Source organism: Paenibacillus sp. JT31N7, assembly GCF_059692095.1.
Genome location: NZ_JCAUAT010000004.1, coordinates 132,200 through 158,523 on the forward strand (window position 1 = coordinate 132,200; position 26,324 = coordinate 158,523).

25 protein-coding genes are annotated in these 26,324 nt (G+C 49.0%); 20 read left to right on the forward strand and 5 right to left on the reverse strand.

Going from position 1 to position 26,324, the window contains the following annotated elements; translation table 11 throughout:
- Positions 1 to 198 precede the first annotated feature (198 nt).
- Entirely contained in the window at positions 199 to 621 is a 423-nt protein-coding gene (locus tag AC58P5_RS19260; protein ID WP_497389340.1) for a DUF4259 domain-containing protein, read from the reverse strand.
- 630 nt (positions 622 to 1,251) lie between these two features.
- On the opposite strand from AC58P5_RS19260, the gene AC58P5_RS19265 reads away from it, so the two are divergent.
- From AC58P5_RS19265 to AC58P5_RS19280, 4 genes are all read left to right on the forward strand, one after another.
- The gene (locus tag AC58P5_RS19265; RefSeq protein ID WP_497389342.1) at positions 1,252 to 2,739 is read left to right on the forward strand and encodes a malate:quinone oxidoreductase; all 1,488 of its coding nucleotides are present in this window, start codon (positions 1,252 to 1,254) and stop codon (positions 2,737 to 2,739) included.
- 225 nt (positions 2,740 to 2,964) lie between these two features.
- A complete protein-coding gene (locus AC58P5_RS19270) occupies positions 2,965 to 3,714 on the forward strand; it encodes a hypothetical protein (protein ID WP_497389344.1) in 750 nt (249 codons plus the stop codon).
- Positions 3,715 to 3,772: 58 nt separating this feature from the next.
- Positions 3,773 to 4,324, forward strand: a complete 552-nt coding sequence (locus AC58P5_RS19275; protein ID WP_497389346.1) for an Imm44 family immunity protein — start codon at positions 3,773 to 3,775, stop codon at positions 4,322 to 4,324.
- Between the two features lie 123 nt (positions 4,325 to 4,447).
- Positions 4,448 to 5,536, forward strand: coding sequence for a low temperature requirement protein A (locus tag AC58P5_RS19280; RefSeq protein ID WP_497389348.1), 1,089 nt, complete (start codon positions 4,448 to 4,450; stop codon positions 5,534 to 5,536).
- A 161-nt stretch (positions 5,537 to 5,697) separates the two neighbouring features.
- Here the strand turns inward: AC58P5_RS19280 and AC58P5_RS19285 are convergent, their stop codons facing one another.
- The gene (locus AC58P5_RS19285) at positions 5,698 to 6,900 is read right to left on the reverse strand and encodes an MFS transporter (RefSeq protein ID WP_497389350.1); all 1,203 of its coding nucleotides are present in this window, start codon (positions 6,898 to 6,900) and stop codon (positions 5,698 to 5,700) included.
- 286 nt (positions 6,901 to 7,186) lie between these two features.
- On the opposite strand from AC58P5_RS19285, the gene AC58P5_RS19290 reads away from it, so the two are divergent.
- The 8 genes from AC58P5_RS19290 (at position 7,187) to AC58P5_RS19325 (ending at position 16,246) form a co-directional block, all read left to right on the forward strand.
- Complete coding sequence (locus AC58P5_RS19290) at positions 7,187 to 7,765, forward strand: TetR/AcrR family transcriptional regulator (RefSeq protein ID WP_497389352.1); 579 nt, start codon at positions 7,187 to 7,189, stop codon at positions 7,763 to 7,765.
- Between the two features lie 206 nt (positions 7,766 to 7,971).
- Positions 7,972 to 8,736: an SDR family oxidoreductase gene (locus AC58P5_RS19295; protein WP_497389354.1), complete on the forward strand. Its 765-nt coding sequence runs from the start codon at positions 7,972 to 7,974 to the stop codon at positions 8,734 to 8,736.
- Positions 8,737 to 8,937: 201 nt separating this feature from the next.
- Positions 8,938 to 10,020 (forward strand): ankyrin repeat domain-containing protein, encoded by a 1,083-nt coding sequence (locus AC58P5_RS19300; RefSeq protein WP_497389356.1) that lies wholly within the window; start codon positions 8,938 to 8,940, stop codon positions 10,018 to 10,020.
- Between the two features lie 432 nt (positions 10,021 to 10,452).
- Positions 10,453 to 12,555 (forward strand): TerD family protein, encoded by a 2,103-nt coding sequence (locus AC58P5_RS19305; RefSeq protein ID WP_497389358.1) that lies wholly within the window; start codon positions 10,453 to 10,455, stop codon positions 12,553 to 12,555.
- Between the two features lie 401 nt (positions 12,556 to 12,956).
- Positions 12,957 to 14,225: an MFS transporter gene (locus tag AC58P5_RS19310; RefSeq protein WP_497389360.1), complete on the forward strand. Its 1,269-nt coding sequence runs from the start codon at positions 12,957 to 12,959 to the stop codon at positions 14,223 to 14,225.
- A 43-nt stretch (positions 14,226 to 14,268) separates the two neighbouring features.
- A complete protein-coding gene (locus AC58P5_RS19315; protein WP_497389362.1) occupies positions 14,269 to 15,018 on the forward strand; it encodes an SDR family NAD(P)-dependent oxidoreductase in 750 nt (249 codons plus the stop codon).
- Positions 15,019 to 15,029: 11 nt separating this feature from the next.
- Positions 15,030 to 15,764 (forward strand): SDR family NAD(P)-dependent oxidoreductase, encoded by a 735-nt coding sequence (locus AC58P5_RS19320; protein WP_497389364.1) that lies wholly within the window; start codon positions 15,030 to 15,032, stop codon positions 15,762 to 15,764.
- 68 nt (positions 15,765 to 15,832) lie between these two features.
- Positions 15,833 to 16,246 carry a MarR family winged helix-turn-helix transcriptional regulator gene (locus tag AC58P5_RS19325; protein WP_497389366.1) on the forward strand — a complete coding sequence of 138 codons (414 nt, stop codon included), beginning with the start codon at positions 15,833 to 15,835 and terminating at the stop codon, positions 16,244 to 16,246.
- Positions 16,247 to 16,467: 221 nt separating this feature from the next.
- On the opposite strand, the gene AC58P5_RS19330 is transcribed toward AC58P5_RS19325, so the two are convergent.
- On the reverse strand, positions 16,468 to 16,689 hold the full coding sequence (locus AC58P5_RS19330) for a hypothetical protein (RefSeq protein WP_497389368.1): 222 nt from the start codon (positions 16,687 to 16,689) through the stop codon (positions 16,468 to 16,470).
- A gap of 202 nt (positions 16,690 to 16,891) precedes the next feature.
- Here AC58P5_RS19330 and AC58P5_RS19335 point away from each other — a divergent pair, with 202 nt between their 5' ends.
- From AC58P5_RS19335 to AC58P5_RS19345, 3 genes are read left to right on the forward strand one after another with little or no spacing between them, the layout of a single operon-like run.
- Positions 16,892 to 17,398, forward strand: coding sequence for a MerR family transcriptional regulator (locus tag AC58P5_RS19335; RefSeq protein WP_497389370.1), 507 nt, complete (start codon positions 16,892 to 16,894; stop codon positions 17,396 to 17,398).
- Positions 17,395 to 17,838 (forward strand): SRPBCC family protein, encoded by a 444-nt coding sequence (locus AC58P5_RS19340; RefSeq protein ID WP_497389372.1) that lies wholly within the window; start codon positions 17,395 to 17,397, stop codon positions 17,836 to 17,838. The genes AC58P5_RS19335 and AC58P5_RS19340 overlap by 4 nt, the downstream gene beginning before the upstream one ends.
- 2 nt (positions 17,839 to 17,840) lie before the next feature.
- On the forward strand, positions 17,841 to 18,281 hold the full coding sequence (locus AC58P5_RS19345) for an SRPBCC family protein (RefSeq protein WP_497389794.1): 441 nt from the start codon (positions 17,841 to 17,843) through the stop codon (positions 18,279 to 18,281).
- Positions 18,282 to 18,421: 140 nt separating this feature from the next.
- On the opposite strand, the gene AC58P5_RS19350 is transcribed toward AC58P5_RS19345, so the two are convergent.
- Positions 18,422 to 19,003, reverse strand: a complete 582-nt coding sequence (locus AC58P5_RS19350) for a TetR/AcrR family transcriptional regulator (RefSeq protein ID WP_497389374.1) — start codon at positions 19,001 to 19,003, stop codon at positions 18,422 to 18,424.
- Between the two features lie 406 nt (positions 19,004 to 19,409).
- Between AC58P5_RS19350 and AC58P5_RS19355 the strand changes: the two genes are divergently transcribed.
- The 5 genes from AC58P5_RS19355 (at position 19,410) to AC58P5_RS19375 (ending at position 25,111) form a co-directional block, all read left to right on the forward strand.
- Positions 19,410 to 20,579, forward strand: a complete 1,170-nt coding sequence (locus tag AC58P5_RS19355; protein WP_497389796.1) for an MFS transporter — start codon at positions 19,410 to 19,412, stop codon at positions 20,577 to 20,579.
- Between the two features lie 157 nt (positions 20,580 to 20,736).
- A complete protein-coding gene (locus AC58P5_RS19360) occupies positions 20,737 to 21,798 on the forward strand; it encodes an LLM class flavin-dependent oxidoreductase (RefSeq protein WP_497389376.1) in 1,062 nt (353 codons plus the stop codon).
- 27 nt (positions 21,799 to 21,825) lie between these two features.
- Positions 21,826 to 22,764, forward strand: coding sequence for an alpha/beta hydrolase (locus AC58P5_RS19365; protein ID WP_497389378.1), 939 nt, complete (start codon positions 21,826 to 21,828; stop codon positions 22,762 to 22,764).
- Between the two features lie 145 nt (positions 22,765 to 22,909).
- Positions 22,910 to 23,398 (forward strand): pyridoxamine 5'-phosphate oxidase family protein, encoded by a 489-nt coding sequence (locus AC58P5_RS19370; protein ID WP_497389380.1) that lies wholly within the window; start codon positions 22,910 to 22,912, stop codon positions 23,396 to 23,398.
- Positions 23,399 to 23,668: 270 nt separating this feature from the next.
- Positions 23,669 to 25,111, forward strand: a complete 1,443-nt coding sequence (locus AC58P5_RS19375; protein WP_497389382.1) for an alpha/beta hydrolase family protein — start codon at positions 23,669 to 23,671, stop codon at positions 25,109 to 25,111.
- A 68-nt stretch (positions 25,112 to 25,179) separates the two neighbouring features.
- On the opposite strand, the gene AC58P5_RS19380 is transcribed toward AC58P5_RS19375, so the two are convergent.
- On the reverse strand, positions 25,180 to 26,190 hold the full coding sequence (locus AC58P5_RS19380; RefSeq protein WP_497389384.1) for a MerR family transcriptional regulator: 1,011 nt from the start codon (positions 26,188 to 26,190) through the stop codon (positions 25,180 to 25,182).
- Positions 26,191 to 26,324 lie beyond the last annotated feature (134 nt).

Here is a 26,324-nt window from a genome sequence, read left to right on the forward strand (position 1 = left end):
ACCCCCTGCCTTAGCAAGGGGTTCTAATTTAAAATATGCCATACTTTATCTTGTATCCCGAATCTATATTTGGCGGTGAGATAAATGGATCGATTGAAAGAGAGCCAGCGCAGGAAAAACCCGATTACCACCCTTTCTTCGTATAATCCATTTCTTTTGCTGCGGGTAATGAAAGCTCCGGATTCTATTTTCCAGCGTTTATAGCCGCTCCGACAAAATACGAATCACATTTTCCATATGTTGAATCCAGTCGGAATCTCCATCTCTCAGCTCATGCAGCTCGCGATCCCCGCCTTTATTATCCAGCACCTGCTGAACCAATTGCTTCAACTCGCGGAGATCCTCTGCCTCCCAGACAATCTCGTCTAGATCGTTCAACTGCTCATATTTCGTCTTTCCGTTTTCGATATAGGCGCATACGATTTCAGCCAGAGCGATGGCCGTATTATCGTAAAGGAAATCCTCCTCTTCCGGATCCTCCGAAAGAAATCCGATCTCCCTGAAATGAGCGATCAGCTCTTTTAACTTGACCGATTTACGCTCCGTTGTATATTTCGTTAACGCTTCAAGAACATCCAGTCCTTCGTCACTTTCCAGTGATTTTGTGCCCCAAGATCCCATTGTGCTTCTCACCTTTCTTTGTGTGTTTCTGTTAGTCTTCTCAGCTTTAGGCGCATGACGTTGTCAGTGGCAAGGCCCAAGCGCGGCGCACTTGCAAATCCTCTTCTAACGCATATAGGAGCCTACTACCTCGATTTTTGCTCGTTGTCTATGGTCATATATTTCACTTCAACGACGCTGCCTTCCCTCATTCGAAAATGGAAAATTCATCCTACATTATATGATAAGATTAAATTAATATAGAAAATAAGTCTATGTTTTTAAAAATTTTATATAGTTCATGAAGAACCTCATTCCGCTTTAGGTGTATATGAATTGTATTCAAGCAGCGTACCGCTAGGCAGAACCCTATCCCAAACTACAGCGGAAACTAGAAGATTCCACAAAAAAATACAAACCAAACTCCTTAATTCAGCATAAACTGAGTTAAGGACTTGGTTTTTTTTGTTTTTAGGGCTTTTGGAAGGACTTAATGGTAGATATTTTAGTGTAAAAATAATTATAATAGAGTAGATAGGGTTGTAGTGGAGACAGAATCGTTTTGTTCTTAGGTGGTGCCTTGCTTTTTTACTATACGAAGCAGGCGTGCCTGCTCTTTTTTTATAAATATAGAGGATAAGGAAGGTTATCATGAAAACAGACGTTATCTTAATCGGTGCCGGGGTCATGAGCGCGACTTTGGGATCGTTACTGAAAGAGCTAGTGCCGGAATGGGAAATTAAAGTGTTCGAGAAACTCGCAAAAGCAGGAGAAGAAAGCTCTAACGAATGGAATAATGCGGGTACAGGCCATTCTGCCCTGTGCGAGCTTAATTATACTTCCGAAAAACCGGACGGTTCCGTAGATATAAGCAAAGCGATTCAAATTAATGAACAGTTTCAGCTTTCCAGACAGTTCTGGTCTTATCTTGTAAACAGCCAGTTGATCCGTAATCCGCAGGATTTTATTATGCCGATTCCGCATATGAGCATGGTGCAGGGGCAGGAGAATGTTGCATTCCTGAAAAAACGTTTTGAAGCGATGTCGAACAACCCCTTGTTCCAGGGAATGGAATTTTCCGATGATCCGGAGAAACTGAACGAATGGATTCCGCTTATCATGGAAGGCCGTACTTCAAGTGAACCGATCGCGGCTACGAAAATCGACTCCGGGACGGATGTCAACTTTGGCGCTTTAACGCGCATACTTTTCGACTACTTACAGACCCAGAACGTGGAAATCCAGTACAAACATAGCGTGGACAATATTAAACGTGCCGCCGACGGATCGTGGGAATTGAAGGTGCGCAACCTCGATAACGGCAGCGTCGAGCGCCATACGGCTAAATTCGTCTTTATCGGCGGCGGCGGCGGAAGCCTGCATTTACTGCAAAAGTCCGGCATTCCCGAAGGAAAACATATTGGCGGATTCCCGGTAAGCGGGCTCTTTATGGTATGTAACAATCCGGAAGTTATCGAACAGCACCATGCCAAAGTATACGGCAAAGCAAAGGTCGGAGCTCCGCCTATGTCGGTTCCGCACTTGGACACGCGCTATATTGACAACAAAAAGTCGCTGTTGTTCGGGCCTTTTGCCGGCTTCTCGCCCAAGTTCCTAAAAACGGGTTCCATGTTTGACTTAATCACGTCGGTGAAACCGGATAATGTCTTGACGATGTTAGCGGCCGGCGTTAAAGAGATGTCCTTGACCAAATACCTGATCCAGCAGGTACTATTATCGAATGAAAAGCGCGTGGAAGAATTGCGTGAGTTTATCCCGAACGCCAAAGGCGAAGACTGGGATATCGTCGTAGCGGGCCAGCGTGTGCAGGTGATCAAGGATACGGAAGCCGGCGGCAAAGGAACCCTTCAATTCGGTACGGAGGTTATTACGGCCGCTGACGGGTCGATCGCTGCTCTGCTCGGCGCTTCTCCGGGGGCTTCCACTGCCGTTCATGTCATGCTGGAGATCCTGGCAAGATGCTTCCCGCAGCATATAAAAGAGTGGGAACCGAAAATCAAAGAAATGATTCCTTCTTATGGCCTGTCGCTCTTGAACAATCCGGAGCTTTTCCAAGAAATTCTTACGTCAACCGCGCAGACGCTTGGTCTGGTCGAAAAAGAACTGGTGTATAGCTGATCTACGTATAAGAAAACCTTTAATCCGTCTTGGGATTAGAGGTTTTTTGTGCATTTGCGGCAGGAGGAAGAGAAGGCGGATCAATAGGCGGGCCATTCAAAAGACGCAATACGTAAGGTGGATGATAGAATCGATTCCAATATATAGTATAATGGAGTCAGGATTTTATGAATCGATGTTGTTTACAATGAAGATTGAAAGTTCGTGACACAGGAGGAAAGAGGCATGTATCTAGTATCTCGGCCAAAGCCGCCGCTGTCTGACGGCATCAACCAAACGCTTGCGAAAGAAGAGGCCGCTTTTTTTCCACCCGGCTATCTCCGGTTTTTACGGTCGTTCGGCGAAGGGACCTATAGCGGATGGATGAATGTCCAGCTGCCGGATCCGGAGGTGCTTAAGCCTTTTGCCGAGTATGGGTTATGGGAGCATGACGCGGACAGCCCGATTACCGAGCCGCAGATCGGTGAGTGTGTCACAATAGGCACGACGGTGGACGGCGATTTTCTGGCGGTGCATCCCCAGACGGCTCAACTGCTCTGGCTGCCTCGTCACGCGGAACAAGTGACGGCTATTCCCCTCCAGGCGCGGGAGCAGGAAGATGAAGGGACGTACGCTTCGGTGCTGGACGAAATCTATCGTCGGGTGTACGGGTGCGGCCGGGAGGGAGCCGTTTATTACGAACCGTGGACGGGGACCCGTAGCCATCTCTTTTTACGGCTGCCGCCGGGACGGGATCAGCTTACGCTGCCGGATCTGGCCGGAATGTGCCGATCGGCTTTTTCGCCGGATCTGTGCATTGAAACCGACTATTCTTGTTACCTCTTCTATCGGACACTGGGCGGTTATGTGAGATTTAATTATGCCAACAAGCAAGAGGTGGCCGTCATGTATGAAGGGGAGGAAATACAAGCATTCGCCGCTATAAAGCAGTGGCTCGTGTCGAAAGGATGCGAACCGTATCCGGAAAACAAATGAAATTTGCAAAGAGCAACCTCTTTAGACGGGCAAAAAAACGGCAGCAAAGGAGCTAGGAATGGAGCTATCCTTTTATTTAGACACACATGGAACGTGTGTGGGTCAATTGAGAGATGAACTGTTACCTTTGGAGGAAGCAGCCAAAACGTGGACTTTTCCGTATGCGGTCGTTGTTGTATTTCGTGTTTTGCCTGAAAGCTACGAGCGAAGAACATTCAGACGTTTTGATAGCGGAGATAACTTACTGGGACTAGACATCAGCCTAATTTATGAGCAGTATCTGCGAATGTCTAAAAACGAGCAGCGTGAAGCGCTAGGTATTTATTTGTACAATTATTTGTCGGAGTCTGTCACTAAATATAAGAAGCACGCGGATAAGGATACTCAGAATCGCCTATTGGCTCAGGTGAAAAGTTGGATGCTGGAGAACAACTGGCTCCATGGAAAAATAAATAAAGCCCGGGAGCTTCTTGCACAGGACAGGGGACTTTATGAAGTCAGCCAAGAATTACAAATGCCCTTAGAGGAAATTGAATATATCTTGCTGCGTATGAATGAGTACGAGCCAGCAGACGTTCACCCGGATAACAAGAACATCATGGTCGGATAGAGCTCTGACAACGGACCGCCCATATATGGTAAGCCTTAAATCCTATAGACCCCGGCAAGAAAGTTGGTATAATAAATAAATCATCTTTGAGGAACAGGCATCCAGTAGGGGGATTATAAGGGTATGGTTGAGAAAAAGGTCACCTGGTTAGAGCTTTTTTATGATCTTCTTTTTGTCGCGGCAGTCTCAAAAGCAACTCATGTGTTACTGCATGCGGATCATGGAGTCATTCCCATCGAATATTTAGTCAAATTTGTTCTGATTTTTATCCCGATCTGGTGGGGATGGGTAGGACAAACGCTTTTTGTAAACCGATTCGGTCAAGATATTTTTATCCATCGAATATTGGGCATTTTGCAGCTCTTTTTTATTCTAATCATGACGGCGAGCTTATCCCCTGATTTCGATCAATACTATATTCCCTTCTTTATCGGATATATAGGCTCGAGAGCGCTGACCGCCATTCAATATCTGCTGGTGCATAAATCCCAGGCCGCTCATCAGCAATCGACCGCTTCTTACTTGGGGACCCACTTTTTGATCGGAATTTTGATATCCTCCTGTTCCCTTTTCTTTGACTCGTGGATCCGGTATGCCGTTCTGTATTTGGGAATTGCCGTCGATATTATACTTCCCTTAATGGGCCGAAAACAGTTGGTAAAAACACCTATACATACCCCTCACTTATTTGAACGTTTCGCTTTATTTACACTCATTCTTTTAGGTGAATCCGTGGTCAGTATTCTGGCCGTGCTGCAGTTCAACAGCTGGAATCTGCCATCCGTTTTGTTTGTCGCGTTTACAAGCGTGTTAGTGATCGCCATCTGGTGGCAGTACTTTGAAAATGTTGAAACCAAAGTGAGTAAGGAAATACAAACGGCCGGCCAGACGATTATTTACGGACACTTATTCATCTACTTGTCCATGAGCATGTTAGCCGCTGCCATCCAGCTGTTATATCAAGAGAAACTGAATTATACGTTCATGTTGATGTTTGCATTCGGGTCCGTTCTTCTTTATTTTTTCTCCACCTCTTTGGTTTTTCACTTATACAGACCGAAACATCTGCGTTTGAAGCCCTATCACTTGGCCGTATTATTAGGGATATTGGGCTGCTGTCTAGCATTAAATTTGATTTACCCTGTACCGAATTATGCGATCGTCGGGGAGATGATGGTCTTCTTTATCGCGTATGCGAAACTGACGACTTGATTTATTGAACGATCAGGAATCCCTCAAAAAAGTAAACCATCCCGGAATAGTTAAATACTAGGGATGGTTTTGTTTTTACAGCAGAGGTCAGTCTGCCTCTTTGGGTGCAGTGCATCCATACATTTCCTGACTGCTATAAACGTCGTATTAGTGAAGGCTGCTCATAGCGCCTGCTTCTTTTCCGTGGCAAAATAAAGCAGGGCCACGACCGGGAAGGTGATTCCGGTCCATAACGCGGCACTCCATCCCCCCGTGGCGAATATCCACCCTCCGATTGCGGACCCGATGGCTCCGCCAAAAAAGAACATAGCCATAAAAAGCCCATTCAACCGACTGCGGATTTCCGGGCTCAGCGAGAAGAGCGCGCGTTGTCCAAGTACAAGATTTGCGGATACGCCGGCATCCAATAACAGGGCTGCAACGACGAGGACGACTACTCCTACGGATGAACCCGTACGGATTATGAGCGGCAGCAGCATAGAAATAACGACCGCAGCGAGTGCTATCCCTGTTGCGGGTTTGGTCCAGCCGCGGTCGGCCAACCGTCCGGCCACCGGTGCCGCTATGGCACCCGCGACCGCGGCAAGCGCGAACAACGCGATGGCTTTCTGGGAAAAATGAAAGAGCGGTCCGGATAACAGCAGCGGTACCGTTGTCCAGAACAAGCTGAAAGTCGCAAACACACAGGCATGATAGGCAGCCCGGCGGCGTAAGACCGGGGTTGTTCGCAGCAAGTGCCACATCGAACCGAGTAGAGCCGTATAGGTTGTGTTCGTCGAAGGTTTTCTTACAGGCAGCACTTTTGACAGTACGATAGCCAGAATAATAACAGCTAGGGCAGACAAAGCGAATACGGCATGCCAGCCAAAGAAGTCGGCTACCAAGCTCGACACAGGACGCGAAAGCATGATTCCTAGCAAGAGCCCGCTCATGACATTGCCGACAACGCGGCCGCGTGAAGATTCGGATGCAAGGTAGGACGCGAAGGGCACGAGTACTTGGGCGGCGACCGACCCTAAACCGATTACAAACGAAGCCGCTAAGAATGGCACAGCTTGTTTCGACACTGCCGTGATTGCAAGCGCGGCCCCTGTGAGAAGTAAAGAAACGACAACCAACCTTCGATTTTCAACGATATCCCCCAGCGGCACGACAAATAACAAGCCGACGACATAACCCATCTGCGTTAACGTCACGATAAAGCCGGAACTGTTTGCGGACAGCCCGATTGAAGAACTGATTTCCCCAACCAAAGGCTGCGCATAATAAAGATTAGCCGCAATGATCCCGCATGCGGCAGCCAGCAGTAGGATTAACCATGCCGGGGTATTTTTTTCGGTTGTTTGTTTTTTTAAAGCAGTCATTTTAGGCAACTCCTTATATTGAAATATAATGCTCTACAGCCAGTAACTTCATTGGTTCGAAAACAATGACGATTTCATGCGGATTTCTCTTCCTGATAGGTCCTCCCGTCATCGTATTTTAAATACTGAACGTACAGTTTAATAATCAATAACAAAATAATATACTGAACGTATGGTTTTGTAAATAGGTGATTTGAACTTTATTTTTTATTCACAATTGGTATACTGAACGTATAGTTTATTTTATGGATTAAGATAGGTATGGACGAAAGGGGATGAGATTACGATGAATGGCAAACGAGGCAGGCCGCGTAATGTAGAAGCGCAAAAGTCTATCCTTTCCGCATCTTATGAGTTGTTGTTGGAAAACGGCTTTCAAGCCGTCACGGTTGATAAAATTGCAGATCGTGCCCAAGTCAGCAAGGCCACGATTTATAAATGGTGGCCTAACAAGGCTGCCGTGGTAATGGACGGTTTCCTGTATGCCGCCACCGCCAGACTGCCCGTGCCTGATACGGGTTCGGCAATCGATGATATTCTCAATCACGCCGCGAATTTAACCCGGTTTCTGACAAGCCGGGAAGGAAAGATCATTACGGAGTTACTGGGTGAAGGACAGTTTGATGCAGGGTTGGCGGAGGCCTACCGAACCCGGTTCTTCCGTCCCCGCCGACTTGAGGCAAGAGGTCTTCTGGAAAAGGGGATTCAACTCGGAGAATTGAAAAAAGAGCTCGACATTGACATATGCATCGATCTTATCTACGGACCGATTTTCTATCGGCTGCTTGTAACTGGGGACACGTTGGACGAGCCCTATGTGCAGCATTTGGTGCTAACCGCCTTAGACGGAATCCGTTCTACTTGAGGGTGAGATCAGCTTGGCTCAATTTTGAGTGGAAGGGAAGTGCGCGGAGAAAATGGAAAATCCGATAGCGGGTTTTTGATAATTCTCCTAAACTCACGAAACAAGTGAGCGGCATACGGCTAGCCCCTTGGACCGAATATAAGAGCAACATTTCAAAATTTATCCTGTGCTATATTCTTCTTGAATTCGGACAAGGAGATGAGAGCATGAGGAAACTGGAAGGTAAAATTGCTTTAGTAACGGGAGCGAGCAGGGGAATCGGCCGCGCTATCGCACTGCGTCTGGCCGAAGAAGGCGCATTTGTCGCCGTGCATTACGGACAAAGACGGAATGAAGCGGAGGCGGTGGTCCGGCAGATCAGCCAAAGCGGAGGAAAAGCGTGCGCCATCGGTGCCGACCTGAGCGCCCTTGAGGGCATTTATCATTTATTCGCGGCACTGGATGAGGCGATCCGGGAACATACGGGCTGCAGCGGATTCGATATTTTGGTCAACAATGCCGGAATCGGGCAGATTCTCAGCCTCGAAGAGACAACGGAAGCTTCTTTTGACGAAGTGATGAAGATTAACGTCAAAGCTCCGCTTTTTGTTACCCAGCAGGCTTTACCGCGCCTGAAGGACGACGGGCGCATTATTAATGTCTCCTCTTTTGTGACGCGCGCCGCCTCTCCCGGCGTGTTCACCTACAGTATGTCGAAGGGGGCTATCGACACGTTTACCCTTCTTCTGGCTAAACAGCTGGGGAGCCGCAAGATTACGGCAAACGCCATTCAGCCGGGCATCATTAACACGGAGATGAATGCGGAAACGCTGCAAGATCCGAACGGGCAAAAAAATGCGGCCGGGCTTTCCGTTTTTAGCCGGTGGGGAGAGCCTGAGGATGTGGCGGATGTCGCCGCCTTTCTCGCTTCGCCGGACAGCCGCTGGGTAACCGGCCAGTTGATCGACGCGAGCGGCGGATCGCACCTGTAAGCAATCGTGAGACAGACGGAGAACCCGGCTTTGCGGCCGGGTTCTCTTTTTGCACAGCCGGGAGATTTGACAGGGCGCGATGAGGCAGGCCTTTCGCTTCCCGGACTAGTGGCCGCAACCGTGCCCATGGCGGAGTCCCTGTTGTTTTTTGCCAAGTACTTTTCTATATTTAATGTAAGACTTTGAGTAGGAGGGTAATGGATGATCCAACTGAAAGATATCGGGAAATTCGAGAAGCTGCCGGAAATCGCGATGCACATTTACAAAGGAAATATGCCGGCTTTGCGGGAGGCCATTGCGGGAGGCTGGGATATCGAAGAGGGCATCGAATTGAGCAAGTATACCACGCTGAGTCCGCTCGATTTGGCGCTTATATCGGAGAAACTGGACGTTGTAAAGCTGCTGGCAGAGAACGGCGTCAATCTGAATGTCCCCCGTAATCCGGCCTTTCTGCGCGCTGTCCGCTACTGCAAGGAAGACATCGTCCGCTACATTGCGGAGCAAGGTGCCAAGCCGGACCAGCTTAATCATATCGGCTCGGGCGCTTATTCCCAAGCCTACTACGGCAATAAAAAGAATATTCCGCTTCTCCATGAGCTGGGATTGGGTATAAAGCAGCACGGCAGCGCCGTATTGCGCCAGGCCGTGTCGGACCATGATCTTAAGACACTCGCGTATTTACTCGATCATGGGGCGGACATTAATTACAATAAGCCGGACCAGGTCTATCCTTATCAAGCGACTCCTTTAACCGTTGCGACGCGAATGGGCAATGCGGCGATGGTCAAGTATTTGATTGAACGCGGCGCCGACATTACGATAACGGAAAAGGATGGCGACCGGGCGTATACGATTGCGGTCGGCAATAAGGATGCCGCTTTGGCCGACTATTTGAAATCCTTGGAGCCGGCAGAGCTTCATGATAGCGAGAACAAGAAATTTGAGCTGAAAAAGTATAAGCTGACCGATGAGCTGGTTGCCTTTCTTACCGGGGACAAGCTGCGCCTGGAGCTGGCGCCAAATGATTATGAGATCGGGTATATCGACTTTTTCACCCTGACCGATACGATTGAGATGAAAGTCGGCCGGCAAAAGCTGCTGCGTCTGTCGGCCGACATCGACAACTACTCGGATCTGCAGCTGGTATGGAATCCGAAGAAAAAAGGCTCCATCGGCTGTTATGACGTGGAGCATCAGGAGTATGCGGATTTATGCGGGTTTACAGAATTCCTCGCGCAGCCTGAAACCTACCTCATCAAATTTCTTGAGGGAGAGCTGCAATAATGGACCGCTATTGGCACCACCTGCAGCGGAGCAGGTGGATGTAGATGTAGGAAGCTTTTTTGTGCCCTGCTCGCGGATACTATCCGCGGAAAATCCTACCGATCAAGCGACTGCCGTGCCCTGCGGACGTCGCTTTTTTTATATCCGAATAAGGCTCGCGTTGTTTATCTTTTCCAAAGTCGTAATACTTTCGCCCTGTTGGCATGCGGGGAAGTATGGGAAGATGGATCCATCAAAGGTTCGGAGTCACGGACTGTGAGCCTTGAACTTCAGGCTATTGCGATCCTTCCTTCTACTTCATTGGACGAATTAGGGTCGCAGCTTTCCTGAAGGATTTCTATTCGCGAGAGGAGGTGTCCAGGCTATCATATTCCTTCCTTCTAAGGATTCTTCCAATGACAGTAGGGATATGGCTTTCCTGGACTCTTTTTTATGAACATAAACACCATCTATTTACGCAGAGCGGGCAAAGTGATTGTGGAGCAGGGAGAAGGCGAGGATCGTCTTTCTAAGGCTTATCTGGCTGCGGCCGTGAAAAATATCGAATCTCTTGGATTTACGTTCTCCCATCGCTTGATGCGTGCCGTGTACACCTTATCCAAGGAGCAATTTGAAGCGTTTTATCGTGGGCTGATCGGCGATCTGAAACAGCTGGTCGGCGCCCATGTGGGGTATAAGCCGATGTATCCCGACTTTCCGGCGCAGGTCATGGAGGAACATGATGCGGAGCTTTACTTGAATGCCGTTTATCATTATCTAACGCTGGATTTGCCTGAGTATGAGACGGCGGAAAGACCTCCACTGCGGGATGAGGTAAGCCTGAAAGTGATTGATCTTGGAAGCAAAACGGAGTTTCATGTCCTGATAAACCGGCTGATTCAGGCCAAGACCTCGATCTCCAAGACGGACAAGGAAGATATCGATGCGGCTGTAGAGTGCGCGGACCCGGATGAACTGGAGGCGATTCTCCCGCCCGAGATCCCGTTCAAGGAGAATGCGGCCTTCGTGGCAGCTTCCTTATTGAAGCATGACAAGGCTAACGTAGAACGGATCGGCCGGTACTTTAAAACCGCAACCGATGTCCTCCGCCTGGCAGCGGCCTGGTCGGATGGCGATGTCAGTCTTGCCGAGGCTGCGCGTTTCCGCAAGTTTAAGCGGAGCGAGAGACGGCTGCTGCTAGGATTGCTGGAACGCTGTCACTCCATTACGGAGGATATGCTGAGATATAAGGATCGCTGGATCCGGCTGGGAGAAATTCTGCATCCTTCCGAGTACAAGAATCGTTTTACGCGTTGTCAGGAGGCTTTCGGAATATTACGCAACAACAAGCCTTTTACAACCTTCGGCGGGAGCGTGGAACTTGCCTTCCGGTACCGTCAGGTCTGGACCTTGATCGATCTGTTAATGCAGCGTCCGGGTGAATTTGCAAGAAGGCTGGATCAGCTGCTGCGGTCCACCGATCATACGGAGTATGTCGTGCTGGCATTCGGCGAAGTGGCGGATCAGGTATCGACGCCCGTGCTGCTGCAGGTGAAGAATCATTTTGCCCGCCGCCATGAGCGTCCCGAGCTGCGTGTCTTCTTCCCGAAAGGCAATGCGGCTAAAGCGTTTGCGATTCCCCATACGCTCCCCGAAATCAACGAAACGGTATGCCGGGACATCGTGGAGGTATGCGAGAAGACGCTGGTTCAGCGATTCTCCGAACTGCCTCCTCTGGGGAAGACCCATGTCGATAAACGTTTGAAGGACTATCATGTCCCGTTCTCCCAACGATCCGCAAGCAAAGCGCTGCATACGCTTGTACGGGGAAGCCGTGTGCCGATGGCGGAGGGGGACACGATCCGATTCTTCAACTGGTGGAAAGAAGGAACCGTGGACGGCAAGCCCACGGGCCGCGTGGACATCGACTTGTCCGCAGTCATGTATGACCGCAACTGGGACTATGTAGAGCACATTTCGTATACGAATCTGAGGTCCTCCAAGTACCAGGCGATCCACAGCGGAGATATCGTGTCGGCTCCGCATGGAGCCTGCGAGTTCATTGATCTGCACATTCCTTCCATCGTCGATTACGGCGGGCGTTATATTGTGGCTTCCCTGCATTCCTTTACGGAACAGCCGTATTGCAATTTGCCGGAGTGCTTCGCAGGCTGGATGATGCGCAAGAAACCCGGTTCCGGGGAAATCTTCGAGCCTTCGACGGTGGTCAACAAAATCGACGTTACCGCCGATACGCGGATTGCCATTCCCGTCATCCTGGATTTGGTGGAACGTACGGTCATTTGGACGGATCTGTCCCTTACGAGACAACCTCACTACTATAACAATGTGGAAGGGAATCAGAAGGGAATGGTCTTGATGGGCAAAGCCATGACAACTTTACGGAAGCCGGATCTGTACGATTTGTTCGTCCTCCATGCGAAAGCAAGAGGGGAATTAGTCGATGCAGCCGATCAGGCAGATGCGATATTTTCCGTGGATAGAGGAGTTACTCCATACGATATCGAGCAAATTATGGCGGAATATATAGTTTGAGTCGGAGGGTCAACGCCGGGAAAGCGTAGGATTGCTATGAAAAAGGATAGATTTAACTTATCAGCCTCATAATCAGGTATGTAAAAGGGGAGCAAATGCTCCTCTTTTTGCGTTTTTGAGGCCGGTTTACAATACCTGAAATCCAAATCTTAAATTTTTCATGAACTTTCCCATTGTTCTCCGTTGCAGGCGGGAAAATATTTTGTTACTATTTAGACATATAATATTTCGATATCTAAATATTATATCGCGTATATCATGATTGTTCCTCCAAGAAAGGAGCCTGGCGAGCAGCAGGGAGAATGAACAGCATTGATAGGCTTCGCCATTTGTGAGAATGGCATAATGCAACATCATCTTAAATTGGAACGGATATTGGAAACGGGGAGCGAAGAAATTTTATGAGCCAAAATAAAAGGAAAATTCACTATGCGTGGTGGATTTTGCTAGGGCTTTGCATGATGGTCGGCTTGGGGAAAGGCAGTTTAAATAACTCCGCCGGTCTTTTTTTGCGGCAAGTTTCCAAGGACTTGGGAGTCGGAATGGGCAGCCTGACCCTTTATTTCAGTGTCTCGGCTATTGTCACCATGGTCTTTTTGCCGATTGGCGGTAAATTAATGGCGAGGTATGATACCCGGCTGCTTTTAAGCGGCGCGATCATTTTGCAGGCCGGAGCGTTTGCATTGTTCGGATTAATGAATTCGGTGTGGGGCTGGTACATCCTTGCCATTCCTCTCGCTGTGGGCGGCGTATTTATTACCGTTATCGCAGGACCGGTATTAATTAACCAATGGTTTAAAAAGAGCAAAGGTCTGGCGCTTGGAATTATGGGAGCCGCAGGCGGAGCGCTTGGCGCGATTTCCCAGCCCATCGTCGGCAATCTGATCGCCAATCAGGGGTGGAGAACCTCCTATATGATCGTTGGTATTGCGGTTATCGTGATTGTAGTTCCCATCGTGCTGCTCTTGATAAAGAAGTCACCCCAAGAAAAGAAAACGCTTCCTTATGGAGCGGAAGCCGCAAGCGGCACAACAACCGACGCTGCGGCTGCAGGAGCGGAAAACAAAGGGGTGACATTGGCAGCCGCCAAAAAGTCTTCTGCCTTCTATGCGCTCATCGCCTTTTTCTTCCTGATTACATCGGCGGCAAGCTTTTCGGTGCATATTCCGACGTATCTGATGAACAAGGGATTCGATGTAACCTTCGCGGGCAATGTGATGGCAACCAATATGATCGGCGTGCTGATCGGCTCCTTGGTTATCGGCTATGCGAGCGATAAAATCGGCACCAGAAACACCACGTTTATCGCCATGGTTCTGGGCGTGCTGGCCATCGGGCTGTTGTTATTCGCGGCGACCAGCACGCTTGTTATCTCGCTGGCTGTGGGGCTCTTCGGTCTTGTCTCCGCCTCTATCGGAACATTGGGACCGGCTCTTACATCAAGTTTGTTCGGCAACAAGGAATACAGCCAGATTTATTCCAATGCTTCCATGGGCCTCGCTATTTCTTCGATTATCGCTTTGCCGGCATACGGATTCGTATTCGACTTTACGGGAAGCTACACCCCCGTATTGTATGCCATCGGCATCATGCTGATCATTAACATCGTCTGCATAAGCATTGCCTTTGGCGGGAAGAAGAAGCTTGAGCAAGCCGGATTGTGGAATTAATCAGCCAGTGAATCTATCAACTAGAGAAATGAGGGACCTACACATGAGATTACAAGGCAAAGTCGCCATCGTCACAGGCAGCGCTTCGGGAATCGGCCGCGGCATTGCGCTTGCCATGGCTAAAGAAGGCGCACATGTCGCCATTGTCGACGTGAACGAGCAGAAGGGGCAGGAAACCCTTGCGGAAGTTAATCGGCACACGGGGGGATGCCTGTTTATCAAGGATATCTCCGTAAAAGAAAACGCCAATGAAATTGTGCAAGAAGTCGTCAAGAAGTTCGGCAAGCTGGACATTCTCGTGAACAACGCACATGCTTCCAGACAGGCTTCTTTCGTAGAGACGACGCAGGAGCTGCTGGATCTGTCTTTCGGAACGGGCTTCTACCCGACGTTTCATTTCATGCAGGCCGCTTATCCCGAGTTGAAAAAAACGAAGGGCAAGGTCATCAACTTCGCTTCGGGCGCGGGTCTTGACGGACAAGTGACGCAAACCTCTTACGCGGCCGCCAAGGAAGCGATTCGCGCCATTTCCCGCGTTGCCGCGAACGAATGGGGTCCGGACGGCATCAACGTCAACCTGATCTCGCCGATCGCACTGACGCCGGGCGTGGAGCAGTGGCGTGAGAGCGCCCCGCACCTGTACGATGCGATGATCGAACGTATTCCGCTTCGCCGTCTCGGTGATCCGGAACAGGATATCGGCCGTGTCGCCCTATTCCTGGCAAGTGACGACTCGAATTATATAACCGGACAGACCATTATGGTGGACGGCGGTTCAATCAAACTACGTTAGGAGCATGTAAAATGGGACAATTGGATAACAAAGTAGCGATCATTACCGGAGGAGCTTCGGGTATCGGCGAACGCATGGTAGATCTTTTCGCACAGGAAGGCGCCATCGTTATTGCCGCGGATATCAATGAGGAGGCGCTTGAGAGAGCCAGCCAGAAGCAGAATGTCCACGGGATGAAACTGAACGTGGCGTCGGATGAAGACTGGGCGGCGCTTGCGAAGGAAGTAAACGACCGTTTCGGCAAAATCGACATCCTCGTTAACAACGCGGGAATCTCTTCGGAAAAACCTTTCCAAGAAATAGACGCACAGGATTGGCAGAAAATGCTCTCCATTAACGGCTTCGGTCCGTTTGCCGGTATGAAGCATGTTACTCCGTACATGGCTGAACAGAAGCAAGGCTCCATTGTAAACATTTCTTCGTACACGGCTATGATCGGCCAAGGCTTCAACCATTACTCCGCTTCCAAGGGTGCGGTACGCGCTCTGTCCAAAGCGGCTGCCGCAGCATTCGGCCGTCAAGGCATCCGGGTGAACGCTCTGTTCCCGGGGATCATTGAAACTCCGATGACTCAAGCTCTGAGCACATCCAAGGATTTGCTGGGCCGTTTGATTCAAATGACGCCTCTGCAGCGCCTGGGACAGCCGGACGATATCGCCAAGGCGGCTTTGTTCCTGGCTTCCGATGCTTCTTCCTATATTACGGGAGCCGAGTTAGTGATTGATGGTGGATACTCAGCCCAATAGCGTGTAAGATTATGACAGCCCTTCATTTTCATTAGGGGCTGTCGTTTCTTTTTATCAAGGAGGATGTTATGGAAGAGCAAACGGTTTTCGAACTTATACATAACATGGACAAATTCACGAACGGGTTGATTGTCCAGTGGAACAAAACATTCAATGAGGACCTCGGCGTCTCTCATATTCTTGTGCTCGGTCATCTCAAGCAGAACGGGAAAAGCCGGCCTTCGGACATTGCGAAAACATTGGGCCTTACTCCGCCCACGCTCAGTTATTTATCGGAAAAGCTCGTCGCGAAGAACTTAGCCGTCCGCACGGTGGATGAGACGGATCGTCGCATTATTTATTTGGGCATCACCGACAAAGGTGCCGAAGTCCTTAAAAGAGCCACATTGGAGGGGGAAAGACTGCGCCGGAATCTATTCGAAAAATTAACCAATGACGAGAAAGCGGAATTAGCAAACCTGTTTAAAAAGCTGAACAGCTAAGATTACATCGCGGTGAGCCTTAGCCATAAGCAGGGATAAGCGGCAAGGGAAAATTGTCCGTCGCGTGGCCCGGAAGCATAAGTTTGCCAGGCAATTGAGCTCTATGACTTAGTCTTGGGTGGTGACAGAACAGCTGCCCAGCTGCTATGAAACAAGTATTGTTCAAGTATTTGACCCGATAGGCGGGTGCATCAAGATAAGATCTAAGAAAAACTCATGCCTTATACAGAACCTTTTCCCCCTCTTGCTAGAAGCCATACTCCAAAGCCCAATTCCCCAGCAACCATAGGTATCATAAATACAATATTAAGCGCCTTGCGCCACAAGGATTTCGTGGACAAAGCCATAGGAAAAAATGCGGCAAGCGTCATAATAATCCGTGCGATGCCGGCAGTCAGAGCGGCTGTTCGCTGTTCCTTTAGCTCTATTCTTGAAGGAACCATCCCATAACCTCCTTTAGTTTGCTCTATGGACTTCGTTGTAATAGGCCGGATGGGTAGGTTCATTGACTTAAATCAAGGACGCGTCTTCTTTCGCCCCAAAAATCTTGCAGTTGAACGTTTATTTCGCTTGCAGCTTACGCGACGTAAGCTTTTATAATACAGTTACCGGTACATAGCTAGCGTTAAAGAGCGGAGATGATGCATGAAGAGGCATTGGAAAGTAGGAGACCTCGCCAAGTTGACGGGTCTTACCGTACGTACGCTGCGTTATTACGATCAAATCGGTTTGTTCTCTCCTTCCGCCCAGACGGATTCCGGTCATAGGCTGTACAGCGAGCCGGACTTGTCGCGCCTTCACCAGATTTTATCGCTTAAGGAACTGGGCCTGTCTCTGGAAGAGATCGACTCGGTTCTGACCGGCGGGCAAATCAGCCCGCTTGAGATCGTCTATCTGCAGATAGACCGAATCAAAGAACAGATCAGGCGGCAGCAAAAGCTATTGGAGCAGCTCGGGCATGTATCCAAGCTTATGCAGGGAAGGGCGCAAGTAACGGTAGAGGATTTCACAGATCTTCTGCAAGCGATGCAAATGGGATTTGAAAAGCCTGTCATAGAGCGGCAAATGAGTTGGGAACGACATTTGGACCGGTTGGGAGACTTCCTTACCGGTGGGAGCGGAATACCGAAACCAGAGGAGGACAAACAATGAACGAACGATTCGTCAAACATGCGACCTTCGTCGTCGAGAGGGTTTATGCCGCATCGCCGGAGCGGGTGTATCACGCCTGGGCCGACCCGGTTGCCAAAGCCAAGTGGTTTTCGAAGCCGGACATCTTCGACTTTCAGGTCGGCGGACGCGAATACAGCAGCGGCGGACCGCCGGAAGGTCCGGTCTTTACCTTCGATGCGAGCTATCAGGAACTTGTTCCGGACCGGCGCATTGTATATACGTACACCCTGGATTCGGACGGCACGCGCATCTCCGTCTCGAACACGACGGTCGAGCTAATCGCGGTAGAGGGGGGCACGAAGCTTATTTTCACGGAGCAGGGCGCGTTCTTCGACGGACACGATACGCCGGAGGTGCGGGAACACGGTACCAATGCGATGCTGGATGGACTGGGCAAGGCACTGGAGGGGGAGGAATGAGCATGGTGATCGGCGAAAATGAAATTGTTTCCACACGCGAGTTCGATGTTCCGCGGGAGCTTGTTTTCCGGGCATGGACAACCCCCGAATTGTTAGCGCGATGGTGGGGGCCGCGGGGCTTCACGAATACGTCTCACGAGTGCGACATCAGGCCGGGCGGCACGTGGACCCTCACCATGCACGGACCGGATGGCACGGATTACCCCAATCACAACGTCTTTGTTGAGATCGTGGCGCCGGAGCGGGTTGTGCTGGATCATTTATCCGGCCACGAATTCCGGCTAACGGGAACCTTCGAGGATGTGGATGGACGCACCAAAGTTACGTTCCGCCAGCGTTTCGAGATCAAAGAAGAGTTCGAAGAGGCCAAGCCTTACTGTGTGGAAGCCAATGAACAGAACCTCGACAGGCTGGGTGAAGTGCTGGCGGAATTGGCCGGTTAGTTTTTGTAAAGGTAGTCGGCCTATACCAAAATACAGAACGGAAACCTATGTGATGACTTTAAAGTTGTCGCCGTTCACGCTCCCTCTTGGGCCGTGGCGGCGATTTTTATTTCAGTAACGTTAATTTTACTCATTCCCTATTACTTGAGCAGTGTAAGTGTCACCCTTATCGAATTATCAATAAATGATCGTTCCGGACGAGACTTTATTAGTACGGTTAGTCCAATTAAAGATACGAGTAGTGCCTGTGATAAGGCTTTCGCATTTACCCCGATTTCGAGCTCGCCTGATTGTATACCTCGTTCTATGGTTTCTTCAAATATGACAGCCAGGTACATTTGATGTTCCCTTGTAAGAATTTCAAATTTCTCATCATGAGGCGCAAGTTCGACCATAGTATTGATGCAAAAGCATCCTTTTCTAGGGTTTTCCGCATACTCCTCAGCAATCACCTCTTCGAAAAAAATACGAAATCCTTCTTTTACCGATGGATTGCTTTGAAGTTTGGCTCGGATAAGAGAAGCGCGGGTCATCGTGTATTTGCGCAGCGCGGCTTCGAACAATTCTTTTTTGCCTCCGAATGCTGAGTATATACTGGGGCGTTGAATTCCCATTCTGGAAGTTAAATCGCTCAGGGAGGTAGCTTCATATCCCTTTTCCCAAAATAGCTGCATAGCTGCATCTAATACTTGATCTTCGTCAAATTCGCGGATTCGTCCCATAACTAGTCCCTTTCGTTACTCTTGTTTTTTCTTAATTGCACCATAATTTTGGTCATAATGCAGCTGGTAGCGGCCTTTATTTACGTACCATACAGTATGATATTATTTTATAATTTTCCGTTTCTATTGTCAAACGAAGGTTAGTTTATGTTAACAAGAGAAAATAAAAAATGAGGTTTTTCCTATTGAATATAAATATATTTGTTGACAACATTCATTTTTGAGAGGTATATTTACTGGGAAAATAACGTACCGATGAGTATGATATTTTTTGGTGGTTAAAAATTAAGGGAAATAGGATGTGTACAGAATGGAGGCTGAAGGAAAAGTAGCAGTTCATGTTGATTTGAAGGCGAATTCGCCACAGGGGACGATTGTCGCATCTGATTCAGTTCGGGGATCTCATATGCCTCGTTATGCGACCCTATTGTTTGCGGCTGCCTGCGGGTTGTCTGCCGCCAATATCTACTTCGCACAACCGGTACTCGATAAATTATCGAGTGAGTTCAGTATTGACTATTCGACTATTGGGATTCTCATTACGATCACTCAGATCTTTTATGCAGCGGGACTGCTGCTGCTCGTACCGCTTGGAGATTTACTGAACCAACGCCGACTGATTATCGGGCAGATGCTAGTATCCATTGCAGCTCTGCTGATAGTTGGCACTGCCTCCTCCGGCACAGCACTATTCGCAGGGTTGGCATTAGTCGGACTGCTTGCCGTTGTGACGCAGACAATTGTGGCGTTCGCGGCGACAATGGCTTGTCCTGCCGAACAAGGACGCGTCGTTGGCGTAGTAACAAGCGGAATTGTGATTGGCATCCTTCTTGCTCGAACCATTTCAGGAATATTAACAGATATTGCGGGTTGGCGTTCCATATATTTGGTCTCTGCTGCGTTGATGTTTCTTATGGTTTGTGCATTATTTAGGGTGATGCCAAATGTTGAGCGTAGAGTAAAATCATTGTCCTATCTCCAACTGCTTAGGTCCGTGTTTAGGTTGTTCGCACAAGAACGAATATTACGCATCCGCGCTATTTTGGCTCTGCTGATTTTTGCTGATTTCAGCATTTTGTGGACTTCGCTAGTACTGCCTCTTAGTGCGCCGCCACTATCTCTTTCGCACACTGCAATCGGGGCGTTTGGTCTTGCGGGAGCTGCGGGAGCGTTGGCTGCGGCACATGCGGGGAAATTGGCTGATCGAGGTTACGGACAAAGAACGACAGGCATATCTTTGACTCTATTGTTGGTGTCATGGCTGCTAATCTGCTATGCAGAAAGGTCGCTGTTCGCATTGGCCATTGGCATTATTCTTCTTGACTTGGCGGTTCAGGCCGTTCATGTCACTAATCAAAGTATGATCTTGGCACTGCGTACGGAGGCGCGCAGTCGGCTCACTGCCGGGTACATGGTTTTCTATTCCATCGGCGGTGCTATCGGCTCTGTCAGTTCGACCCATATATATGCCCGCTATGGCTGGGACGGAGTATGCTTGCTTGGAGCCTCTGTTAGTGCTATAGCTCTCCTGTTCTGGGCGATGACCCGCCGAGCTGCGGCTGTCGCATTAAAATAAAGGCGCGCGTTTTTTGTATTTACATATTCAATTATTTGTATATATGAATATAATGTCTATTTAGCTTTACATTCCCCTACTTGAAAAAGACCAGGATATGGGTTCGCAATTTCAAGGTTATGGACAGAGAAAACTATTCGAATAGGAGAGATTAATCGTGGAGATAGGGATTACTTCGTTTGTAGAAACAAAGCCGGACATTCAGACTGGTGAAGTGATGAGTCACGCACAGCGATTGCGTGAAGTTGTTGAGGAAATTGTCCTTGCTGATCAAGTGGGACTTGATGTGTTTGGCATAGGCGAGCATCATCGGCAGGATTATGCGGCATCTTCACCGGCACTTGTGCTGTCTGCGGCTGCATCACAGACGAAACGGATTCGGCTGACCAGTGCCGTTACGGTGCTTTCTTCAGCCGATCCGGTGCGCGTTTTTCAGGATTTTGCTACGTTGGACGGCATTTCAAATGGACGTGCGGAGATTATAGCGGGCCGGGGTTCCTTTATTGAATCTTTTCCACTGTTTGGCTATGACTTGAATGACTATGATGAGCTGTTTGAAGAACATTTGGCCTTGCTCCTTAAAATACGGGAATCCGAAAAAGTAACCTGGAAAGGCAGGCATCGGCCTACAATTAACAATTTGGGCGTGTATCCGCGGCCTGTTCAGAATTCTTTACCGGTTTGGATTGGCAGCGGGGGCAGACAGGAATCCGCTATCCGTGCAGGTTTGTTAGGACTGCCCTTGATGCTGGCGATAATCGGTGGAAGACCGACGGATTTTGCTCCGCTTGTGCAGCTTTACAAGAAGGCAGCGGCACACGCCGGTCATGACGAATCGCAGCTCAGGGTCGGATCGCACTCGATAGGATTTGTTGGAGAGAGTACTGAACGTGCCGCAGATATATTTTTCCCTTCTACCATGGCAGGTATGAATAGGTTAGGCAAGGAACGGGGCTGGGCGCATTATGATCGTTCCAGCTACGATGCCGCGCGCAGCTTTGAAGGTGCACTGTATGTCGGCGATCCCGAGACGGTGGCCCAGAAGATCATCCACCTTCGCAAACATGTAGGCGTTACACGCTTTATGCTGTATGTTCCGTTAAGCACGATGCCGCATGCCGAGGTGATGAGAGCCATTGAGCTGTTAGGAACCGAGGTAGCCCCCCGAGTTCGGGAGGAAATAACCAAGTGGGAAGCTGAGACGGAAAAAAGATCATAATTCAATTCAATTATAGGAGTGATTCGAATGGATTTTGAAAGTCGGGTATTGCCAGAGTTAAGGCCGATAATAGCCGAATTTCCTGGATTTCAACTGGAGGAAAATTTAGAGCTGAGCCGAAGTTATTTGTCGGGTCCTCCCATCCGAAAGTCGGAGCACGTGCGCACGACAAGCCGGATGATTCCGAGCATAGCAGGCGAGATACGGGTCAAAATCTATGAACCTTCCCAGCAAACTGGCGCTAAGCTTCCGGCGATGCTGTGGATTCACGGGGGAGGCTATGTAATGGGCCATCCGGATATGGACGACGCTTTGTGCGAACGCTTCGTGCAGGCGGCGGAATGTGTCGTCGTATCGGTTGATTATCGGCTTGCTCCCGAGCACCCTTACCCAGCTGCCATCGATGATTGTTACACCGCATTGACATGGATGACGGACGAAGCCGAACTGCTGGGCATCGACTTGGAGCGTGTCGCGATTGCCGGTGCAAGCGGGGGCGGCGGTCTGACCGCAGCGCTTGCTTTAATGGTCCGCGACAAAGGAGGGCCGTCCCTCATCTTCCAAATGCCGCTGTATCCGATGATCGACAACCGCAACATTACGGCGTCAAGTCTTGAAATTACAGCCGGCAACGCAACCTGGAACAGGGCGAATAATTTGGCGGCCTGGAACATGTACTTGGGCAATCGTATCGAAGACAGCGAGGTGTCCCCCTATGCGGTGCCGTCGAGAGCGGAAAGCTTGGCGGGGCTGCCGCCGACCTATACTTGCATAGGCCAGCTCGATCTGTTCCGGGATGAGACGATTGAATATGTGACGCGCCTGGCGCAAGCGGGTGTAGACGTCGAATTTCATCTATATCCCGGCACATTCCACAGCTTTGAAGTGATGGTTCCGCAAGCGGAAGTAAGCCAACGCGCCAGCAAAAGTTATGTGGACGCGATTGCAAGAGCGCTCAATCCTTAATGAAGTAAGTTTCGTACAAGCTTTAGGAGCTTCCGTTTGCCGGTCTATGCGTTTGGTTTAAATAGAAAAGAGACTGCGCACTTGGCAGGAACCTTTCAGATGGTTCCATTCGTATACCGACAAACGCATGAAGGGGGATGTTAGAATGAGCACTTATGAAAAAAATCAGGAAGCTGTCGAGAAGGTCCGGGATCTAATCAAAGACATCGACGTCGCCATGCTCACGACCATAAGCAGCGACGGGCTGGTTTCCCGGCCGATGAGCACTCAGGAAGTGGAGTTCGACGGTGACCTGTGGTTTATGACGATGAAGGACAAAAGCGTCTATCAAGAGCTGCTTCAGAATAAGAGCGTCAACCTGGCTTATGTGGGCAAATCGTATGTATCGGTTCGCGGTGAAGCTGAACTGATTGAAGACAGGGCCAAACTGAAAGAGCTTTGGAGTCCTATGTACGAGAAGTTTTTCGGGGTTTCGAGCGATGATCCGAGTCTCGCCTTGATTAAAGTCAAAGCGGAAACTGCCGAGTATTGGGAAACCGGCAATAAAGCGAAGCTGGTGAAGAATATGTTCAAGAAACTGGCGGGCAAAGAGAATGACGAATCCGATCTAAATAAAACGGTCGAATTGGGTTAGAAAACTGATCGTATCCCCTTTAAGTAAACAGTGCTTTAAAAGCACGTTACCGTTTACTTAGAGGGGATTTTTTTATGGGAAAATGAATAAGACCTGTTACATAGAGTGCAAACGGAATGCGGTTCACATGTACTTTGAAGAGTATGGAGAGGCTCCTTGTTTATAAATTTAGAAACCACAATTGAATCTCCAGTTACAGGAGGATTTATACTTTGAGCTGCAAGCAGCCAAAACTGTAAATGGAGGGTTTCTCTTATGAGGTCTTTTGAAATGCTAGTTACCATCTTTAATATCTTACTGCTCGGTTGGTTAATAGTCGCCAAGAACAAGTCGCGGCGCATGCTGCTTATTGGCTTCGGGATTTCCGCCTTATTGGCGCTGACGCAGGGGCTTACCGAAGGCATGCGTTGGCAAATGGTCCCCGTCTATGCGATGACGTTAGGCCCAATCGGGATTTTTGCTGTAAGGTACAGGATCGAACCGAAGGAAGAGGAAAAGAAGGCAGCCCGAACCCGCCGAATCATCCTGATTACGGCGCTTGCCGCGCTTTATTCTGTCGCAGCCGTGGCTCTGCCCGTCCTGCTTCCGGTATTCACGTTCGAGAAACCGGCCGGCCCGTACAAAATCGGAACCGTAACCTATCATTGGAAAGACGATCAGCGAAAGGATATCCATACTCCCGACCCCGGCGATAAGAGAGAGTTGATGGGACAGATTTGGTATCCGGCGAGCATGAACGCAAAGGGAAAGACGGCTTCTTATGTGTCTCATCCCGATATTTTTGCAGATGGATACGGCAAAGCGCTTCATCTGCCTAAACCGTTATTTACGAGCATGGGATTGGTTAAAACTCATGCGATTGAAAAAGCGGAACTATCCGACAAGGAACCGGCCTATCCCGTGCTCGTCTTTTCGCATTCCTTAAACGGAACCAAAAATCAAAACACGTTTGAGGTCGAACAATTAGTCAGTCAGGGTTATATCGTGGTAGGTATTGATCATACTTACCGTAGTACTACATCGGTTTTCCCCGATGGCCGCGTTGTAAATTTTGTTCCTCAAGAAGGGAATACGGTCGCCTATTTAGATAAAATAAACGGGGAATGGGTGGAAGACGCAAAGTTTGTGGTCGATCAAATCGAGCGGCTTGCCAAGAGCGATCCGGACGATCGTTTTACAAACCGAATGGATCTGGAGAACATGGGTATGTTCGGCCATTCCTTCGGCGGAGCGACAGCCGTCCAAATGCTGATGGCGGATTCCAGGATTAAAGCGGCAATCAATATGGACGGCGGATTATACGGCGAGCTGCGGATTCCGGCGGAAGGACTGGGGAAGCCGTTTCTGATGTTGAGCGCAGATGACACGCTATCCGGTACGAAGAATACGAGCGATGAGAATATCGCTTCTCAGGGTACGACAAGAGAGGAACTGACTAAGTTTTTTGACGAAACATTAGAGCGCTATAAATATATAACCGTAGGCGGAAATTACTGGATCAAAATGAATGCCATGAAACATATGGGCTTCTCCGATATGTATCTGATTTCACCCGTGTTTGAAAAGATGGAAGGGGTGGATGTGCGAAAGGCGCATCGGCTGATTAACGAGTACTCGCTTGATTTCTTTAACCATTATTTAAAGCAAAAGCCGTTTAATTTATTGGAACAGACTATCGGCGAACATCCGGGGTTCACGCTGCAGAAAGGTTGAGCCTGAATTTCCGCTGCCATATAACGAAGGGTTGAGGGCGGGTAGCCCTCGCTTTTCGTTAGAAGGGGTTACATCTGTTCAAGCCTCCACTTGATACCTTGAAGCAATAAGAGGTTTCCTTGAGAAAACAAGCGGAATTTAGGACTCAAGAGAGAGCATAGCGTGTTGAAGCGTTCGATGCGTTCCGATCGGGTTCTCTGTGAATATTCGGCAAAATAGCGAAAAAACTCTTCTTGATCAACCGATTGCTCCGAGTTCGCATATAGCATGGCGGTATCCTCTACAATGGCTTGTACAAAAGGACTTTCGGCAGATAGTTTGCGCTTCAAAGCCGTATTTAATCGGGTGTGTATTCCCTCCAGGTTCTTGACCCATGCGTCCGCACCCATTCGAGGTTGATGGACCATATTAAGAAACAGAAACTCATCTTTTTTAAGGTCCGAAATAAACTCGGGATCGTTAATAAGTTCCTGTAACTCGTTCCAAGCAACGGTTTGTTTGGCCGATGTTTTCGTCTGATTGACAATGTACTTGTTAAAGTTATAAAGAAGCGAGCTTCTCCATTCCGCAGGAATGCCCTCTAGAAATTTGGATTCTTCCACTCTTTTCGCGATGAAACGGCTTCGTTTCTCGTTATTGACAGCCCGTTCATGGACCAGATCATAGATATATTGCAGGGAATCCCCGTCATTCTCTTTCGCCAAACGCAAAATCGAGATCATGTTCGTCAGTGTGCTAACCTGTAGCTCTAAGGACTCGATCTGCCAGTCAAGTGCTTTATCGACGGGTGTTTCCCGGGAGATGATCTGGCTTATTTCATCAATTCCGAAATCCAAGTAACGAAGAGTTATCGTCAGCTCTAAGCGCCATATATCTTGCGTCGTGTATAACCGGTGCCCTCCCTCTGTGTAGGTAGCTGGTTTTACTAATCCGACCTCGTCGTAGTAACGCACGGTTTTGATTGTGGACCCGATTATTTTGGCCACGTCCCCAATCGGATAGGTCCGCTCTCGGTCTATGGAATCAGAAGCTTGCTGCTTCTGCAAATCCGGGCCGTTTTTTGAATGCAAACCACTCACCTCCGGAAAGCTAGTTTACTATCTCCTGTAACTGGAGATTCAATACGATTCTACAGATCTTGTTTTAAAAATGAACCGCTACTTAAGATTATAGCTGAACAAGCAAGCGACTCTTGCACTGCTGAGCGGAATGT